The 18,038-nt window shown below is 61.7% G+C and carries 18 protein-coding genes; 11 read left to right on the forward strand and 7 right to left on the reverse strand.

The window, feature by feature from the left end; genetic code table 11:
* Positions 1–36 precede the first annotated feature (36 nt).
* Together KTN04_RS04755 and KTN04_RS04760 are read left to right on the forward strand one after the other, a co-directional pair.
* Positions 37–747 carry a ZIP family metal transporter gene (locus KTN04_RS04755; protein WP_217334057.1) on the forward strand — a complete coding sequence of 237 codons (711 nt, stop codon included), beginning with the start codon at positions 37–39 and terminating at the stop codon, positions 745–747.
* Between the two features lie 48 nt (positions 748–795).
* A complete protein-coding gene (locus tag KTN04_RS04760) occupies positions 796–1,755 on the forward strand; it encodes an Acg family FMN-binding oxidoreductase (RefSeq protein WP_217334058.1) in 960 nt (319 codons plus the stop codon).
* A gap of 70 nt (positions 1,756–1,825) precedes the next feature.
* Here the strand turns inward: KTN04_RS04760 and KTN04_RS04765 are convergent, their stop codons facing one another.
* The gene (locus KTN04_RS04765) at positions 1,826–2,848 is read right to left on the reverse strand and encodes a porin (RefSeq protein WP_217334059.1); all 1,023 of its coding nucleotides are present in this window, start codon (positions 2,846–2,848) and stop codon (positions 1,826–1,828) included.
* Between the two features lie 18 nt (positions 2,849–2,866).
* Positions 2,867–5,371, reverse strand: coding sequence for a penicillin acylase family protein (locus KTN04_RS04770; protein ID WP_254262368.1), 2,505 nt, complete (start codon positions 5,369–5,371; stop codon positions 2,867–2,869).
* A gap of 188 nt (positions 5,372–5,559) precedes the next feature.
* On the opposite strand from KTN04_RS04770, the gene KTN04_RS04775 reads away from it, so the two are divergent.
* Positions 5,560–6,486 carry a LysR family transcriptional regulator gene (locus KTN04_RS04775; protein WP_217334060.1) on the forward strand — a complete coding sequence of 309 codons (927 nt, stop codon included), beginning with the start codon at positions 5,560–5,562 and terminating at the stop codon, positions 6,484–6,486.
* Here KTN04_RS04775 and KTN04_RS04780 read toward each other — a convergent pair.
* Positions 6,464–6,958, reverse strand: a complete 495-nt coding sequence (locus tag KTN04_RS04780; RefSeq protein ID WP_217334061.1) for a MarR family winged helix-turn-helix transcriptional regulator — start codon at positions 6,956–6,958, stop codon at positions 6,464–6,466. The genes KTN04_RS04775 and KTN04_RS04780 overlap by 23 nt on opposite strands.
* Before the next feature lie 68 nt (positions 6,959–7,026).
* Between KTN04_RS04780 and KTN04_RS04785 the strand changes: the two genes are divergently transcribed.
* Complete coding sequence (locus KTN04_RS04785; RefSeq protein ID WP_217334062.1) at positions 7,027–7,341, forward strand: DMT family transporter; 315 nt, start codon at positions 7,027–7,029, stop codon at positions 7,339–7,341.
* Here the strand turns inward: KTN04_RS04785 and KTN04_RS04790 are convergent.
* Entirely contained in the window at positions 7,285–7,770 is a 486-nt protein-coding gene (locus tag KTN04_RS04790; RefSeq protein WP_254262369.1) for a gamma-glutamylcyclotransferase family protein, read from the reverse strand. The two genes, KTN04_RS04785 and KTN04_RS04790, sit on opposite strands and share 57 nt — an antisense overlap.
* Entirely contained in the window at positions 7,757–8,512 is a 756-nt protein-coding gene (gene fabG, locus KTN04_RS04795) for a 3-oxoacyl-ACP reductase FabG (RefSeq protein ID WP_217334063.1), read from the reverse strand. The genes KTN04_RS04790 and fabG overlap by 14 nt, the downstream gene beginning before the upstream one ends.
* 191 nt (positions 8,513–8,703) lie before the next feature.
* Between fabG and KTN04_RS04800 the strand changes: the two genes are divergently transcribed.
* Complete coding sequence (locus tag KTN04_RS04800) at positions 8,704–9,087, forward strand: group II truncated hemoglobin (RefSeq protein WP_217334064.1); 384 nt, start codon at positions 8,704–8,706, stop codon at positions 9,085–9,087.
* 6 nt (positions 9,088–9,093) lie between these two features.
* Here the strand turns inward: KTN04_RS04800 and KTN04_RS04805 are convergent, their stop codons facing one another.
* Complete coding sequence (locus KTN04_RS04805) at positions 9,094–9,594, reverse strand: host attachment protein (RefSeq protein ID WP_217334088.1); 501 nt, start codon at positions 9,592–9,594, stop codon at positions 9,094–9,096.
* Between the two features lie 87 nt (positions 9,595–9,681).
* Complete coding sequence (locus tag KTN04_RS04810; RefSeq protein ID WP_217334065.1) at positions 9,682–12,564, reverse strand: valine--tRNA ligase; 2,883 nt, start codon at positions 12,562–12,564, stop codon at positions 9,682–9,684.
* Between the two features lie 199 nt (positions 12,565–12,763).
* Between KTN04_RS04810 and KTN04_RS04815 the strand changes: the two genes are divergently transcribed.
* The 6 genes from KTN04_RS04815 (at position 12,764) to KTN04_RS04840 (ending at position 17,919) form a co-directional block, all read left to right on the forward strand.
* Positions 12,764–13,891, forward strand: coding sequence for an MlaE family ABC transporter permease (locus tag KTN04_RS04815; RefSeq protein ID WP_217334066.1), 1,128 nt, complete (start codon positions 12,764–12,766; stop codon positions 13,889–13,891).
* Positions 13,888–14,664 (forward strand): ABC transporter ATP-binding protein, encoded by a 777-nt coding sequence (locus KTN04_RS04820; protein ID WP_217334067.1) that lies wholly within the window; start codon positions 13,888–13,890, stop codon positions 14,662–14,664. Before KTN04_RS04815 ends, KTN04_RS04820 begins: the two co-directional genes overlap by 4 nt.
* A 1-nt stretch (position 14,665) precedes the next feature.
* Positions 14,666–15,604 (forward strand): MlaD family protein, encoded by a 939-nt coding sequence (locus KTN04_RS04825; protein WP_217334068.1) that lies wholly within the window; start codon positions 14,666–14,668, stop codon positions 15,602–15,604.
* A gap of 10 nt (positions 15,605–15,614) precedes the next feature.
* On the forward strand, positions 15,615–16,259 hold the full coding sequence (locus KTN04_RS04830) for an ABC-type transport auxiliary lipoprotein family protein (protein ID WP_217334069.1): 645 nt from the start codon (positions 15,615–15,617) through the stop codon (positions 16,257–16,259).
* An 85-nt stretch (positions 16,260–16,344) separates the two neighbouring features.
* A complete protein-coding gene (locus KTN04_RS04835; RefSeq protein WP_217334070.1) occupies positions 16,345–17,211 on the forward strand; it encodes a bifunctional methionine sulfoxide reductase B/A protein in 867 nt (288 codons plus the stop codon).
* 102 nt (positions 17,212–17,313) lie between these two features.
* Positions 17,314–17,919 carry a transglycosylase SLT domain-containing protein gene (locus tag KTN04_RS04840; RefSeq protein ID WP_217334071.1) on the forward strand — a complete coding sequence of 202 codons (606 nt, stop codon included), beginning with the start codon at positions 17,314–17,316 and terminating at the stop codon, positions 17,917–17,919.
* Positions 17,920–18,038 lie beyond the last annotated feature (119 nt).

Below are 18,038 nucleotides of genomic sequence, written 5' to 3' on the forward strand. Positions count from 1 at the left end.
GATGGCAGTATTGGTCACACGACAAGGACATGCATCATGTTGCTGCTGGAAATACTGTTGCTGACGTTACTGGCCGGGCTGAGCATGCCGGCCGGTGCACTGGTTGCCCGCCTGGAGCATATTCATCCCCGCTGGCTGGAAAAGGAGTTTCGTCACAGTGTCATCGCCTTCGGCGGCGGGGCCCTGTTGTCGGCGGTGGCGCTGGTACTGGTGCCGGACGGCATCGAGCATCTGAACACGCGCATGGCACTGATCTGGTTTTTACTGGGCGGGCTGGTGTTCATGCTGATCGACGTGTTGCTGAACCTTTTCAAAACCTCGGCCAGCCAGTTGGTGGCCATGCTGGCCGATTTCATCCCCGAATCCATTGCGCTGGGGGCGGCCTTTGCCCTTGGCGGCAGCAACGGCCTGCTGCTGGCGCTGCTGATCGGCTTGCAGAACATGCCCGAGGGGTTCAATGCCTTCCGTGAACTGCGTCACTCCAGCCATTACTCCGCCAACCGGATCATTGTCACCTTTGCCTTGATGGCCCTGCTGGGGCCAGTGGCCGGGCTGGTCGGTTTCATCTGGCTGGCCGCGTACCCGGCGTTTGTATCTGCAGTGATGCTGTTCGCGGCCGGCGGCATTCTTTATTCGGTGTTCCAGGACATCGCACCACAGGCCAGGCTGGCCCGGCACTGGGGGCCGCCGATGGGTGCCGTGCTCGGGTTTGCCCTGGGGATTGCCGGGCACATGCTGACGGTCTGAGCCGGGTGGCATACACTGTTCTGATTCATGTTGTGCGGAGTACACCCGATGATGGCACCTGCGGATGTGGACAACCTCAAGGCCCTTCTGGAGCTGGCCGTGCTGGCGCCTTCGAGCCACAACACCCAGCCCTGGCAGTTTCGGCTGCAGACGGGGCAGATCGAGCTGCATGCGGACTTCAGTCGCACCCTGCCGGTAAACGACCCGGCCGGCCGCGAGCTGCATATCAGTTGTGGCTGTGCGCTGTTCAACCTCCGAGTGGCCGCGGCCGAGGCTGGCTGGGCGCTGCACATCAATAGCTTGCCGGATCCGGCCGTGCCCGCGCTGCTGGCGCGAGTACAGGTGCTGGCGGGCGAGGGGGAAGCCGGGCTGGCCGGGCTGACCGAAGCCGTACTGTTGCGCCGTACCTACCGCAACCGCTTTCAGGCCCGTGAGCCCACGCCGGAGCTGGCCACGCGGCTGGAACTGGCTGTACGCAGCGAAGGCGCCGCGCTGCAGTGGCTTAATACGGCCGATGAGCGCCAGGCCCTGATAGCGATGGTGCGCGAAGGGGATAACCGCCAGTGGCAGAACGAAGCCTGGCGCCAGGAGCTGGCCCAGTGGCTGCACGGTGCGGGCCGGGGGGAGGGACTCAGTGTGCCCGGCCTGGTCGCGCCGCTGGTGCGCGGTGTGGTGCGCCATTTCGACATGGGCCGAAGCCTGGCGACTCAGGATGGGTTGCTGGCCGACGAGTCACCGGCACTGATGGTGCTGTCAACGGTAACGGATGAGCCTCAGGCCTGGCTGGAAGCCGGGCAGGCATTGCAGCGATTGCTTCTGGAAGCGCAGCGGGAGGGGCTTCAGGCCTCCTACCTGAACCAGCCGCTTCAGGTGGCCGAGCTGCGGACGCGGCTGCAGCAGGCATTGGCGCTTGAAGGTTATCCACAGGTCCTGATGCGCATGGGGTACCCGGAAGAGCGATTGGCCGCATCCCCCCGCCGACCGCTGGATGATGTCATCCTGCCATAAAAAAGCCCGTCAGATGACGGGCCGAAAAAGAGATCCTTCTCTTGCAGCGTATGTTGAACGGCGGCCGGGGTCAGAAGTCGAGGCGGTACCCCAGCACCGTGCGGTCGTAGGACACCACGCTGTCGTCAGCATCGTTGTCGATGTAGTTGAAGTACAGGCGTGCCCGGTTGCCCAGGTCATACTGTACCCCGGCGGCCCACTGGTTCAGTTCCACCCCGGTGTTGTTCTCCTCGTAGCGGGTGCCGCGCACCTTCCAGGTAAAGGCGCCGGTTTTATACAGCAAGCCGGCCTCCAGTACCTCTCGATCCACGTCCAGCGAGGTACCCGTAGGGTTGGTGCCGCTGATCAGGTCGTAGATGCTGGTGCCGCTGCCCTGCTGGTTTTCGTAACGCGCCACGAAACTCAGCGGGTCGCTGACCTTGATGCGGGTGCCCAGCGCCCAGCTGTCCAGGTCATAGTCGACGCCCCCGGCATTGCTGCCGATATTGCCGTAGGACGCGGCCAGGTAGACCCTCTCGCCTTCGTATTTCACGTTCAGGTCGTAGCTGTCCAGGGTGTCGTCCTGCTCACCATCGTTGTCACTGCCGCTGCCGGCGATCACCAGATGACCGGCCAGCTGCCAGTTGCCGAACGTGGGCGAGAGGTAGGACAGGCTGTTGTCCGGGCGCCAGTGGCCGGCAAAGCCGCCCAGCTGGAAACGCTCGCCGCCATCGGCAGCCGCGGCATTGAAGATATCGGTGGTGGAGTTGGTCCAGATGTAATGCATCTGCCACTGTTTGCCGAGCAGCAGCGTACCCCAGTCACCGGTAGCCCCCACGTAGGCCAGACGGGGGCTGAACATGGTGCCGTCGTTGTCGGTAGTGTCCACGTTGGCTTCCCAGTGGAACAGACCCTGAGTGTGGTCCAGTCCCAGATCCACATCGCCCTTGAGGCCGAAGCGGGACGAGCCGTCACGCAGGTCCAGATCGCTGCTGCTTCTGGCATCCAGCTCCACGCGCAGTGAGCCGTACAACGTGGTGTCGGCGTGTGCCAGGGAGGCGTGAGTGGCCGGCAGGGCGGCGGCCACCATCAATGCAAGTGTCAGTTTTTTCATCGGATACTGCCTTTTTATTTATTGTTCTGTGTTCAGATGAGTCACGGACTGGGTGTTGGCGTCGACCTCTTTGGGGCTCAGCCAGGTCTGCTTGTAACCGAAGTCTTCAAACAGCTTCAGCTGATCTTCGTAGTGCGGTGATGGCGTGCCGTCCGGGGCGATAAAGCCGCTCTGGCCCGGGGCGACCACCTCATGGGTCTCCACCCGCTTGCCGTTGAAGATCACCAGGTTGTTTTCGGTGCCGCGGTTCATGGCGATATGGGTGTCGCGAACTTCGTCATCCCCGGCCTGGGGCATGCCGAGGAAGTTGTTGGTGAAGAAGCGCATCGGCACCACCGGCAGCTTCCAGTTGTCCGGGTTGTCACCGTGCTTCGCTTTCACCTGCTTTAGTGCACGCTCGAGACTGGCCAGTACCAGCTCGTTGGCGGAGCGGCCGTTGAGGAAGTCGTAGGTCTGCTCAACGCCGGCATCTTTGCCGCGCAGGGCCTGCAGCAGCGCCTTGGTGCCCGGCTGAACGTTGACGCTGGAACGCAGCGGCGACTGCGGCGACGGATAGCCGGCGGAGGCGTACCAGTTGAAGAAACGGCCCGGAATATCATCCTTGAATGTCTCGGCCAGCATCTCCGGCAACCAGGCCTGGAACAGGGTGGTGGCGGCTTCGTCGTACTGGCCGTCACGGTCGCGGTCGTGGCTGGTCATGTCCCAGTCCAGCAGCAGCTGAACGGCCTGGCGGCGCGCGTCATCCGCCTTCAAATGACGCGTGGCTTCATCCAGGAAGGGGATGAAGTAGCGCGCGTTGACGTCGGCGTAGGAGACATCCTCCATCATCTGCTTGACGTCATCGGCGGTGAACCTGTCCTTGGCGTCCATGATCGCCTTCATGGTGTCGACGCGGTCCGCTTCGCTCCAGGAATACCAGAACATGTCCGGGGCGATGAAGTCGTCCGCCGGCTTGTTGTTCCAGTTGGCGATATAGCCGGAACTTGGGTTGTACACCTGGGGGTTGCGCGCGAACGGCTTGATGCCCAGCCATTCCTGGTCACCCTCGCCGGAGGCGGGCAGGCGGTTGTCGTGACCCGGCTTGCGTTCGGGGTACTTGCCGGTGAAGGCATAGCCGATGTTGCCCTGCTGATCGGCGTAGTAGAAGTTGATGTTGAAGGCGCTGCGCGCCGCGTACTGCAGCCAGTCCTGATGGTTGCTGGCCTTGCCCTGGTGAGTCCAGGCCATCAGCGTTTCGATCTCGCGGCCCTGCCAGGCGCGCTTCTTGGCGTAGGCGATCTGTTGCGCGTCGTCACGGCTGATCAGCAGGCCGTGAACGGTCTTGTACACCTTGAAGCTGACCGGATCAGCGCCTTTGACCTGAATGGTTTCGGTGCGCACCTCCATCGGGCGGTAGCGGCCTTCGAACAGGTATTCTTCCGGGTTGTTCGGGTTCAGTGTCTCGCGGTAGATATCCACCACATCACCGGCGCCCCAAGTGCTGCCCCAGGCGATCTCCGGGTTGTTGCCGAACAGGATGCCCGGATAGGCAAAGGGCGTGTTGCCCACCAGGTCGAAACCGGCGCCGTGCAGGCCGATGGAATAGGTATAGGCCGGGTTGAACCAGCCGAACTGGGGGCCGTTGAGCAGAATGCTGTTGGCGCCCTTGGCTTTCTTTTTGCCGACCACGATCATGTTTGAGGTCTGTGGATAACCGGCCACGCCGGTGAGACCGAAATCGTGGAACTGCCGGGCGTTGTAGCGCTGAGCATCGGCCAGGGACAGGTTCATCACGCCACCGTCCTGATCGATCGCCAGGCGGGCGATGTCCTGCTCGGTCTTGCGCGAGACCGGTGGGCGGGCGGCCAGTTCCACATGGCGCTTGTCGAAAGTACCTGTCCAGTCCCCCTTGGGCACGGTGGTGGGAGCGCTGGGGTCGTTGAGCGGGTTGAGCTGGTTGAAAATGGCCCAGCCTTCCGTCTCGCCATGTTCTTGTATAAGGGCATCCAGCAATTGCTGGTTTTCGATTTCGGTGTTGTAGTCACCGAAACGGTTGCCCATGGAACCGACAAAGATCATCGCCACATCGAACGCCGTCCAGGCCTCGGGCTGGAAGCCGTTGTCGTGGAACTGCTTGGGCAGCAGAGAGTTCGGCTTGGCCTGCACCTGTTCGATCCAGGCGTTCATGCCGGCGGCATAGCCGTCCAGAATGGCACGGTCATCGGTGCTCAGGGCGTCGATCTGGCGCTGGATGGAGGTGGGGTCGTAGTTGGTGCGGATCTTCTTGTCATAGTCGATGTAATCGGCCCCCAGCACTTCGGCCATACGGCCCTGAGTGGAGCGCTTGGCGATTTCCATCTGGTACAGACGGTCCTGGGCGACGGAATAACCGTAGCCGTAAAACAGGTCGTGGGTAGTTTCAGCGTAGACGTGGGGTACGCCCCAGGTATCACGTTTGATGGTGATCTCGCCGGCATCGGCGATCAGGGGTAGTGCCGCGAGGATGGCGGCGGACAGCGCGGAACGCGTCATTTTCTTGTACATGGTTCTACCTCGGGTGCGAGGCGGAACCTGTCGCGTACGGACATACAGCATGGGTGCGCCTCGTTCATTTGTTGTTATTTGCGCGTGTCACTCTGGGTAACGGACTCACCTTAGCAACCCGTTTTTTGATAATTAATGATGAAGATTTCATGAATTTTTGTATCAGGTGAAACAATGCAGGTGGACCCATGCTGAACTTGCGCGACTTTGAAGCCTTCGTGGAGCTGGCCCGGCAGCTGCACTTTCAGGAAACGGCTGACCGGCTGAACATCTCGGCGGCGACCCTGAGCCGCATCATCAGCCGGGTGGAAGACAAGGTCGGCACGCGACTGTTCGTGCGCACCACCCGCTCGGTGGTGCTGACGGTTGCGGGCCGGGCCTTTCTGACCGAAGCGGAACAATTGCTGCGCCAGCAGCAGGCAGCCATGCGTGTGGGGCGGGAGATCAGCCAGGGCATTACCGGACAGCTCAGGCTTGGCTATGGCGGGGCGGCGATGGAAACCTTCCTGCCTGAATTGCTCAGCCGCTTCAGGGCCGAGTATCCGGGGGTGCAGGTCGACCTGAATCTGCTGCCGATCAGCGAACAGGAAGAGGCGTTGCTGGCACGCGAGCTGGACATGGGCTTTTTCAGCGGCAGTACCCGCAACAGCGAGCTGCGCATCCAGGTGTGCCATCGAGAACCGCTGCTGCTGATCATGGCCGAGGATCATCCGCTCGGGTGTCGTTCCGTGCTGCATCTGGCCGATCTGGAACCCTACGGCTTTGTGCTGGGCAAGCGGGGCAAGTGGGTCAACGTCTATGACCACTTTCTCAACTGCTGTCACCAGCAGCAGCTGGATATCCGGGTGGAGTACGAGGCCGATGATGTGGCCAGCGTGATGGGGCTGGTCGCGGCCAGCGAGTGTCTCAGCCTGTTTCCACTGGGCAGCCCGCAAATGCAGCGGGCGGGCATTGCCTGGCGTGAGCTGGAAGATTTCAGCGACGAGACGCGGCTCAACCGGGTGTGGCGCCGGGATAATGAGAACCCGGCGCTGGCACACTGGATCAACCTGATGGAGCGGCCATTGGGCTTGAGGGGAGACAATATCTCCGTCAGTCCTGTTCGATGCGCGTGAGCCATTCGGTCAATTGCTGCTCCAGTACGTCGGGCTGGGGGCAGCATTCAAGCAGCCTTCTCTCCGCCTTAAGCAGTCGCTCGGTAATCCCTTCCACCACCATTTTGCCGTGAACGCTCAGGCCGACCATGCGGCTGCGGGCATCCTTGGGGTTGGCCGGGCGACCGACCAGCCCCCGTTTTTCCAATCGTGTCAGGATCTTGGTCATGCCCCCCGAGCTGATCAACAGCATGCGGTAGATATCCGTGGGGGTCAGGCAGTGTGGCGGAGGGCTGTTGCGCAGGGCACACAGAGTTTCGAACTCGGCACTTTGCAGATCATATTCCTTGAACAGCGCCTCGGCCAGACGGCTCAAGTGTTCATGCAGGCGGTAGATCGCCGGTGCCAGCAGACTGTTACCGGCGGCTGCTTCCGGCCAGTTTTCACGAGAAGCGTCGGATAATTCACTGAAACTGATGCGTTCACGGTGCATGCTTTTTCCTTGTATTTGTCTTCCTGGGAAGATAATATCAGGAAATATATCTTTCTGGGAAGATAAATATGGCCTGGTTGTATCTGTTGTTTGCGGGATTGTTTGAAGTTGGGTTTGCGGTTGCGCTGAAGCAATCAGAAGGGTTGAGCAAGCTGGGGCCGTCGATCGCCTTTGTCATCATGGGTGCGATCAGCTTTGTCCTGTTGACCAAGGCAATGGCCAGTATTCCGCTGGGCACGGCCTATGCCACCTGGACCGGTATTGGTGCGATCGGCACCGTGCTGGTGGGGATTGTCTTCTTTGGCGATCCGGCCAGTGGCCTGCGGTTATTCTTTCTGGCAATGCTGCTGTGCTCTCTGGTCGGGCTCAAGCTGGTGTCCTGAGGCGGGCAGGCGGGTGTAGACCCAGGCATATCGGTCGCTGGCGAGTGGCAGACAGACGCGTTGGTAACGAATGCCCAGGCGTTCGTAACGGTCCAGTGCGATGAGCTGTTCTGCGGTTACGCTCAGTTGCAGGCCCGGGGTGTTGGCACCTGGCTCTGGTGCCAGGTTGAGGCCTTCGCGGCGGTAGTCGGGCAGGGTGGCGGGCTGTGCAGGCAGTGCATCGCCGGTGACCAGCCAGCGTACCCAGGCGTGAGTCAAGGTGCCGTAAACGAATACCTCATGGCGGCTATTAGGCTGTACGGGCATAAGCCCTGTGGGTGGCTGATAGCCCCAGGGGCTGAGCAGGGTAAACCAGAGCCAGGCTGGCGGCATCAGCAAAGCCGATGCCGCCAGCAGGCATAACCGCTTGCCGCGCTTACTCAATGGCATCCGGTGACTCGGGCAGGATCTGGCCCCCGTCGACAATGATTTGCTGGCCGGTGATGAAGCGCGCTTCCCGTGAGGCCAGGAAGCAGGCCGCATGACCGATATCCTCGGGCTCGCCCAGGGTATGGGTCGGAATGGCGGCACGCATCTGATCCAGATAGGTGTCTCCCTGATCGGCCAGGCCTTCGGTCAGGATGTTGCCGGGCATCACGGCGTTGAGGGTGATGCCTTCGTTGGCCACTTCCAGGGCGGCGCTGCGCATGAAGCCCAGCTGGCCGGCCTTGGAGGCACCGTAATGGCTCCAGCCCGGGAAGCCGGTGATCGGACCGGTGATCGACGAGGTGATGACGACGCGGCCGTAGCGCTGCTGGCGCATCGGCTCCAGTGCCGCCTGTACCATGAAGAACATGCCCTTGAGGTTGATGTTCTGCATCTGGTCCCAGTCGGCTTCGGTCATCGCATCCAGACGCGCCTGGGGGAAAATGCCGGTGTTGGAGCAGAGAATCTCCAGTGAACCGCCCAGTTTGACCGCTTCCGCCACGGCTGCCCGGCAGTCGGCTTGAGATGTCACATCGCAGCGGATGAAGTGACCACCCAATTCAGCCGCTGTCGCTGCACCCTGCTCGGTATCGATATCAGCGATGACCACCCGTGCGCCGGCCTTGGCCAGTGCGCCGGCGATGCCCTTGCCGATGCCCTTGGCACCACCGGTGACCAGGGCGGTCTGGCCTGTCAGTTCAAACATTGCTCACTCCTTGTTGTCAGTGCTATCAGCATAAACCCCATGGAACCTGTAGACGTTCCGGCCGTCAAGCCATGAACGGCCGGGGGCTGAGCTGGGTCATCACCTCGTGAGCATCCTCCGTTTGAAGCTTTGAGCGACGCGGCAGCTGTTTTATGTTTGGAACGATAACAACAACAGACCGAGAAACCGCCATGACGCAGTACAGAACACCCTATGAAGCCCTGGGGGACACCGGCATTCGCCGCCTCACGGCCGCTTTCTACGATTACATGGATAGGGCCCCGGAAGCGGCAGGGATTCGTGCCATGCATGGCCCGGATTTGGCGCCGATGAAGGAGCGCTTGGCCGAGTATCTGATCAGCTGGATGGGCGGGCCGCCGATCTATGCCGAAAAATACGGCTCCATGTGCATGACCAACCCGCATAAGCCCTATGCCATCGGGCCGGTGGAGCGCGATCAGTGGCTATGGTGCATGGACAGGGCGCTGGAACAGATCGGCGCCGATGATGAGCTTAAGCAGATGCTGAAACAGCCGCTGTTTGCGGTGGCGGATATGGTGCGCAACCGCGATTGAGCGCTGTCAGCTCAGCCTGGGCTTGAACGCCGCCAGTGCCTCCTCGGCGGTGGCCTTGGACAGGTTCTTGTCCAGGTCGCCGGCCAGGGCCTTGGACACACGGTCATCCATGGCGCCTCTGAGCAGGCCGAGGAAATGGGGCGGCGCAGCCATGTAGAACTGGCGCACCTGATTGGTGTTCAACGCCTGGCGCACCTGGTCGATCACTTCACGGGCAAAACGCTGGTCCTCGGCTTCACGGGGCGACACCTTCTCCGTCATGCCGTGGCTGCCCGAGCCGCCGTTGGCCTGTGATCCGGGGCTGTCGCTGGTCAGGGCCGCGTTGGGTGAGCGAGCCTCCGGGTGGACCAGCGTATGGACTTCGTCCAGCGCATCCTTGTGGCTGTGCTGCTGAAAGATGCGTGCCTTGGCGGCATCGGCGACGACATACCAGGTAGCTATGGCGATTCTCCGTTTTGAGTGCGTGTGATATGCAGGGCTGATGAAGCCTGCGTATCCCTCAAGTATTGTTCAAAACGGGAAATAGGAAAGCGGCGGGGGAATACAAACGGGGCCGGCAAATGCCGGCCCCAGAGTGCAATGCTGCGAGCAGGATCAGAGCGCCTCGATCTTGGCGTACTGCTCCTTCAGCTTGTCGAATGCCGCCTGGGCATCGGCAATCTTCGCTTTCTCCTTGGCCACAACGGCTTCGGGCGCGTTGGCGACGAACTTCTCGTTGGACAGCTTGCCTTCGACGCGCTTGATTTCACCGGTCAGACGATCCAGCTCCTTCTGCAGACGCGCCAGCTCGGCGTCCTTGTCGATCAGGCCCGCCATCGGCACCAGTACTTCCATCTTGCCGACCAGCTTGGTGACGGACATCGGGGCTTCCTCGTCCGCTTCCAGCCACTTGATCTCGCTCAGCTTGGCCAGTTTGGTCAGGGCAACGTAGTTTTCCTGGACACGGCGGAAGTCTTCGTCGCTGCCGTTATGCAGCAGTACTTCCAGCTCTTTGCCCGGGCCGATGTTCATTTCGCCACGGATGTTGCGCACGCTGACGATGACGTCCTTGAGCCATTCGATGTCGGCTTCGGCCGCTTCGTCGATCAGCTCGGCCACCGGCTGCGGGTAACTCTGCAACATGATGGTGTCGCCTTCCTTGCCGGCCAAGCCCTTGATCTGCTGCCAGATCTCTTCGGTGATGTACGGCATCAGCGGGTGGGACAGACGCAGGATCGCTTCCAGTACGCGAACCAAGGTGCCGCGGGTACCGCGACGCAGGGCGGCCAGACGCTCCTTCTCTTCGTCGGTTTCACCTTCGGACTCGTCCCATAGCACCGGCTTGGACAGCTCCAGATACCAGTCGCAGTACTGGTTCCAGATGAAGTCGTACAGGGTCTGCGCGGCCAGGTCGAAGCGGTACTCGTCCAGGTGCTTGATCACGGTCTCTTCGGTGCGCTGCAGGCTGCTGATGATCCAGCGGTCGGCCAGGGTCAGCAGGACTTCTTCATTGTTCTGGGCGCAGTCCTGACCTTCGGTGTTGCTCAGCACGTAACGGGCGGCGTTCCAGATCTTGTTACAGAAGTTGCGGTAGCCCTCCAGACGCTTCATGTCCCAGTTGATGTCACGGCCGGTGGAGGCCAGCGCCGTCAGGGTGAAACGCAGGGCGTCGGTGCCGTGGGCGGCGATGCCTTCCGGGAACTGCTTCTCGGTGCGCTTGCCGATCTTCTCGGCCAGCTGCGGCTGCATCATGTTGCCGGTACGCTTCTCGAGCAGATCCGGCAGGCTGATACCGTCGATCATGTCCAGCGGGTCGAGTACGTTGCCCTTGGACTTGGACATCTTGTCGCCGTTCTCGTCGCGGATCAGGCCGGTGACGTAGACGTTTTTGAATGGCACCTGCGGCTTGCCGTCTTCGTCCTTCATGAAGTGCATGGTCATCATGATCATGCGCGCCACCCAGAAGAAGATAATGTCGAAGCCGGTGACCAGGGTATCGGTCGGGTGGAAGGTTTTCAGGCGCTCGGTGTTTTCCGGCCAGCCCAGAGTGCCGAAGGTCCAGAGCGCGGAGCTGAACCAGGTGTCCAGTACGTCGTCGTCCTGACGCAGTTCCAGTTCCGGGTCCAGATTGTATTTCTGACGCGCAGCGTCTTTGTCGGCAGCCACGTAGACATTGCCGTCGGCATCGTAGAACGCCGGGATGCGGTGACCCCACCAGAGCTGACGGGAGATGCACCAGTCCTGAATGTCGCGCATCCAGGCGAAGTACATGTTCTCGTACTGCTTGGGCACGAACTTGATGTCGCCGTTCTCGACCGCTTCGATCGCCGGCTTGGCCAGGGTCTTGGCGTCGCAGAACCACTGATCGGTCAGCATCGGCTCGATCACCACGCCGCCACGGTCGCCGTAGGGCACGGTCATGTTGTTTTCTTCGATCTTCACCAGCAGGCCGGCGGCTTCCATATCAGCCACGACAGCCTTACGCGCCGCGAAGCGCTCCAGGCCCTGATAGGCTTCCGGCAGGCTCGGATCGATGTCCTTGTTGTCGCTGCCATCGGTGTTGAACGTCTGGGCTTCCTTACGGATATGGCCGTCCAGGGTCAGCACGTTGATCATCGGCAGGCCACAGCGCTTGCCGACTTCGTTATCGTTGAAGTCGTGCGCCGGGGTGATCTTCACACAACCGGTGCCCTTTTCCATGTCGGCGTGTTCGTCGGCCACGATCGGGATACGGCGGCCCACCAGCGGCAGTTCGACAAACTTGCCGATCAGGCTCTGGTAGCGTTCGTCTTCCGGGTTCACCGCCACACCGGTGTCGCCGAGCAGAGTTTCCGGACGGGTGGTGCCGACCACAATGTGGTCTTCACCGGCCGCGGTTTTCACGCCATCGGCCAGCGGGTAGCGCAGGTACCACATCTTGCCTTTGACTTCGCGGTTTTCCACTTCCAGATCGGAGATGGCGGTGTGCAGTTTCGGGTCCCAGTTGACCAGGCGCTTGCCACGGTAGATCAGCTTGTCATCGTACAGGCGGATGAACACTTCCTGCACGGCACGGTAGAAACCGGAGTCCATGGTGAAACGCTCGGTGGGCCAGTCCACGGAGTTGCCCAGACGGCGCATCTGGCGGGTGATGGTGCCGCCGGACTCTTCCTTCCATTCCCAGATCTTCTCGATGAAGGCATCACGGCCCAGATCGTGGCGGGTCAGGCTTTCTTCCGCGGCCAGCTTGCGCTCAACCACCATCTGAGTGGCGATACCGGCGTGGTCGGTGCCCACCTGCCACAGGGTGTTGCGGCCCTGCATGCGGCGGTAGCGGGTCAGCGCATCCATGATGGTGTGCTGGAACGCATGGCCCATGTGCAGGCTGCCGGTGACGTTGGGCGGCGGGATCATGATGCTGTAGGCGTCGCCTTCACCGGAAGGGGCAAAGTAACCTTTCTCTTCCCAGGTCTGATACCAGGATTTCTCGATCTCGTGTGGCTGGTAGGTCTTGTCCATTGGGGTCCGTATCTCTGATCTTGTGGCCGCTCGGATGGTTGCCGACAGGGTGCTCGACGTACCCTGAGGTACGGAGCTTCGGCAGCTCGGTCAAACCGAGCATTATACAGGCTGGCAGGGGGTGATTACAGGGGGCAGTCGGGCTTGCAGCCGTATCCATGCATGGGGACAATAGCCTCTGCACAGGAGAGTGAACATCATGCCTAGTACGGCTCAAGAATCCCCCCCGCAGATCACCCGCGAACAGGATGGTCGTGTTTTGCTGCAGGGCAACTGGACGTTGCCACAACATGCGGCATTGAAAGCGATGCTGGCACGTACCGAGGTGCCGGCAGCCGATATTCGTCTGCACACCATCTCAGCACTGGACACCGCCGGCGCGGCCCAACTGGCGAACTGGCTGGGCATCGAACGGCTGGAGCAGATGCTGGCGCAGGAAACCGAGCTGCAGCCGGAGCGCAGGGCGCTGCTGCAGACGCTGACCCGCGCCCTCAAGCGTGAGCCGCCACCCAAGGCCGAGCGTATCTCACCGATCCGTCAGGCGCTGACGCTGCTAGGGCAGCAGACCGAGCAGCTGGGCCGTCACTTCTGGCAGCTCAGCGGGTTTATCGGCCTGGTGCTGCAAAGCCTGTTCGGCATTCTGCTGCGGCCCTCGCGCTGGCGCATCACTGCACTGGTCAATCAGATTCATCAAACCGGCCTGGATGCGGTGCCCATCGTGGCGCTGCTGACCTTTCTGGTCGGGGCGGTGGTGGCCTTTCTCGGCGCCACGGTGCTGGGCGAGTTCGGTGCCGAGATCTACACCGTCAACCTGGTGGCCTATGCGTTTCTGCGTGAATTCGGTGTCATTCTGGCGGCGATCCTGCTGGCCGGCCGCACTGCCAGTGCCTTTACCGCCCAGATCGGCTCGATGAAGGCCAACGAGGAGCTGGACGCCCTGAGAACGCTGGGCCTCAACCCTATCGAGCTGCTGGTGATTCCGCGGGTGTTGGCGCTGTTGATTACCTTGCCGCTGCTGACCTTTGTCGCGGTGATGTCGGGCCTGATCGGCGGCGCACTGGTGTCGCTGGTGTCGCTGGATATTCCGATCAGCCAGTACCTGGGCATTCTGGCCGACGTGCCGATCAAACATTATGTGGTTGGCTTGGTGAAAGCGCCGATCTTTGCCTTCGTGGTGGCGGTGATCGGCTGCATGGAAGGCTTCAAGGTCAGCGGCAGTGCCGAGTCCGTGGGCCGACACACCACCTCCAGCGTGGTGCAGTCGATCTTCATGGTGATTCTGCTCGATGCGGTGGCCGCGCTGTTCTTCATGGAGATGGGCTGGTGAACCGGGACACAATCATCGAAGTACGCGACCTGTGCAACCGCTTCGGTCGCAATGTGGTGCACGAGCACCTGGATCTGGACCTGTACCGGGGCGAAATCATGGGCGTGGTGGGCGGCTCGGGCACTGGCAAGTCGGTGCTGCTGCGCTCCATCGTCGGGCTGAAACGGCCCAGCGCGGGGGAGGTCAAGTTCTTTGGCCAGAACCTGCTGACGCTGGATGCCGGGGCGCGGGCCAGGCTGGAGCAGCGCATGGGTGTACTGTTTCAGGGCGGGGCGCTGTTCAGCTCCTTGACCGTGCGCGAGAACGTGGCATTGCCGCTGATCGAACATGCCGGACTGTCGCGCAAGGATGCCGAGGAGCTGGCCGAGGTGAAGCTGGCGCTGTCGGGACTGGCGTCCCATGCCGGTGATCTTTATCCGGCCTCGCTGTCCGGGGGCATGGTCAAGCGTGCCGCCCTGGCGCGGGCTCTGGCGCTGGACCCGGACGTGGTCTTCCTTGACGAGCCGACGGCGGGTCTGGACCCCATCGGCGCGGCCGCGTTTGACCAGCTGCTGCTGACGCTGCAGAAGGCACTGGGACTGACCGTATTCATGGTGACCCACGATCTGGACTCGCTCTGGACCGCCTGCGATCGTATCGCCGTGCTGTCGCAGAAGCGGGTGCTGGTGGCGGATACACCCGAACGGGTCGCGGCCTACGACGACGAATGGATACAGAACTACTTCAATGGCCCACGGGGCCGCGCCGCCTATTCGGCGGTGCAGGGGAACTGACATGGAAACACGCGCGCATCATGTAATGATTGGCCTCTTTACCCTGTTGGGGCTGCTGCTGGCGCTGGGCTTTGGCGTCTGGCTGGTGAAATCGGGCAAGCAGGAAGAAACCAACACCTACCGGGTGGTCTTTAACGAGGCCGTCACCGGCCTGACCGTGGGCAGTCTGGTACAGTTCAACGGTCTGCGGGTGGGCGAAGTGCGCCAGTTGCAGCTGGACCCCAAGGATCCGCGCCGAGTGTGGGCCGATATGGAAGTAAGCGCGGCCACCCCGATCAATCAGGGTACCCGTGCCCGAATGGCCATCGCCAACATTACCGGCGCGGCCAATATCCTGCTCAGCAACGACAATTCGGCGGCGCCGCCGCTGACAGACCCCGAGGACTCACCGCCGATCATTGTGGCCGAGCCATCCGCCATCGGCTCCCTGCTGGGCAACAGTGAAACCCTGTTCAGCAACGTCAACGCGCTGGTAGAGCAGAGTACCCAGTTGTTGTCAGCCGAGAACATTGGCCGGATCGGTCGGATTATCCACAACCTGGAGCAGGTGTCCGATGAGCTGGTGGAATCCCGTGCCGGGGTGGGCGAGACCCTCAACGAATTGACCCAGGCCGCCCGCGAGGCGCAGGCGGTGATGCGCGATGCCAGCGAACTGTTGGCCAATGCCGATCGCATGCTGACCGCGCGCGGCGAACCCATGCTGGCAGAAGGGCAGCAAGCGATGCAATCCATGGCCCGGATCAGCCAGCAGCTGGAACAGCTGCTGAGCCAGAACACCGGTGCCTTGAACTCCGGCCTCCAGGGCATGGCCGAGATCGGCCCGGTGATGCAGGAGCTGCAGCGCAGCCTGGGCACCCTGAACCGAATCCTGGCGCGGCTGGAAGAAGATCCGGCCGGTTACCTGACCGGCAAGGCCCCGGCCAACGAATTTACCCCCTGAGAGGTTGAGCATGTTGCGACACATTGGAAAGGTCTCATTGATCGCCGGCCTGGCGTTGACGCTGGGCGCCTGCAGTCTGCTGCCCGCCGCCAAACCGGTACAAAGCTGGACGTTGACGCCTGCTGCAGAAACAGCCGTGCATTCTCAGGTTCAGGCCCGCACACGCGTCCACCCTCGTGCCGAGGTACAGCTGAGCGAGCTGCGCATCCTGCGGCCCCAGGCACAGGATCTGCTCAACGGCAGCTACATGCTGGTGGTGCCTGAAAACCAGCCGGTCAGCGTCTATCAAGGCACCCGCTGGGGCGCGACCATACCCACGCTCTGGCGTGACTACCTGGTCAGTGCGCTGCAACAGGACAGCCGCTTTGCCCACGTCAGCAGCGATGAGGTGCGGCTGGCCGCGCGCTATGAACTGGTCAGCCGACTGGACGCCTTTCAGAGCGAGTACCGCGATGGCCAGCCAGTGGCGGTGATCCGCGGTTATCTGCAGCTGGTAGAAGTGGACAGTCGCCGGATTCTGGCCGAGCGCGCGCTGGAAGGCACGCAACCGGCGGCCGGCAAGGAGATCGACCAGGTGGTCGATGCCTTTTCCGCGTTGATGGCGAACAGCAGCCAGGAAATTCGTGACTGGCTGCTGACCGTTGCCAAGGACTGAAGCCACCCCGCAGCCGCGGAACCTTTTGCCTCGCGGGCGGGCCCAATCATCAGGCCCACCCGCCACACAACCCGATGGTGCAGCGATGAGTTACAACAAACTGACCCCCGAAGAAGCCCATGTGATCCTGCACAAGGGCACCGAACGTCCCTTTACCGGTGAGTACAACGAGCATTTCGCGGCCGGTGTATACACCTGCAAACAATGCGATGCGCCCCTGTACCGCTCTGAAGACAAGTTTCCGTCCCATTGCGGCTGGCCCAGCTTTGACGACGAGATCGAAGGCGCCATCCGCCGTGAAGTGGATGCCGACGGGCGCCGCACCGAAATTCTCTGTGCCAACTGCGGCGGCCACCTGGGCCATGTGTTCGAAGGCGAGATGCTGACGCGCAAAAATGTGCGCCACTGCGTCAACTCCCTGTCGATGAACTTCCTTAGCGCCGAAGAACTGGCCCAACAGCAGGGCGGCGAACTGAAAACCGCCTACTTTGCCGGCGGCTGCTTCTGGGGCGTGGAGCACCTGTTGCAGCAGCAGCCGGGCGTGGTCTCCGTGGTTTCCGGCTACATGGGCGGCCATGTGGATAACCCCAGTTATGAACAGGTGTGCGGCAAGCAGACCGGCCATCTGGAAACCGTGGAAGTGCTCTACGACCCGGCCCGGATCAGCTTCGAAACCCTGGCCAAGCTGTTCTTCGAGATCCACGATCCCACTCAGGAAAACGGCCAGGGACCGGACATCGGCCCTCAGTACGCCTCGGCCATCTTTGTCCACAACGACGAAGAGCGTGGCACCAGTGAAAAGCTGATCGCACTGCTGGAAAACCAGGGCCTGGACGTGGTGACCCGCGTGCTGCCGATGACCCGATTCTGGCGCGCCGAAGAGTTCCACCAGGACTACTACGTGCGCACCGGCAAGGTGCCGTACTGCCACCGGTATCAGAAGCGCTTCTGATCGCGGCTGATGCAGCACGCTCGGGCGGCCAACCTGCCAGGCAGGGGGCCGCCCGAAGCGCTTGGACCGACCCGCCTTTCCAGCTGAGTTTTCGACACCCCTATGCACAAGCCCCTGTTACTTCTGACGCTCCCCCTGTTGCTGGCGTCCTGCGCGACCACACCGCCCTCCAACGTGGAAAACGCCTGCCGGATCTTTCGGGAAAAGCCGGACTGGTTTGAGGCCTCCCTGGACGTTGAACAGAAATATGGCTTACCGATTCAGGTACAGCTGGCCATCATGCGGCAGGAGTCCAGCTTCAAGCATAATGCGGCCCCGCCCCGCGATACCTTTCTGGGCATTCCCATGTGGTGGCGCGTGTCCAGCGCCTACGGTTACGCCCAGGTAAAGGACGGCACCTGGGACTGGTACAAGGAGAAAACGGGCAACTGGGGCGCCGACCGGGACGAGTACGACGATGCCGTCGACTTCATGGGCTGGTACGCCGATGTATCACAAAAGACCTTGGGCATCTCCAAGTGGGATGCCTACAACCAGTATCTGGCCTACCACGAAGGGCACGGGGGCTGGCAGCGGAAAACCTACAACCGCAAGGGCTGGCTGATCGGCGTGGCCAAGAAAGTGGACGCGAACGCCCGCACGTATGGCGAACAACTCAGAGGCTGCAGGAGCAGCCTGAAGTCCTCATCCTGGTGGTGGCCGTTTTGAGAGGGAGGGCAGGGGGTGTTATGCAGACAAAGCGGACGTTAATGTGAATCGGAGTTTGGCTGTAGCTGCTCGTTTATAACTCATCCAAAGGGCTTCGAGTTCCGGCAAAATGTTGTCCG

Origin of the sequence: Marinobacterium weihaiense, assembly GCF_019061305.1 — a bacterium.
Lineage (GTDB): Bacteria > Pseudomonadota > Gammaproteobacteria > Pseudomonadales > Balneatricaceae > Marinobacterium > Marinobacterium weihaiense.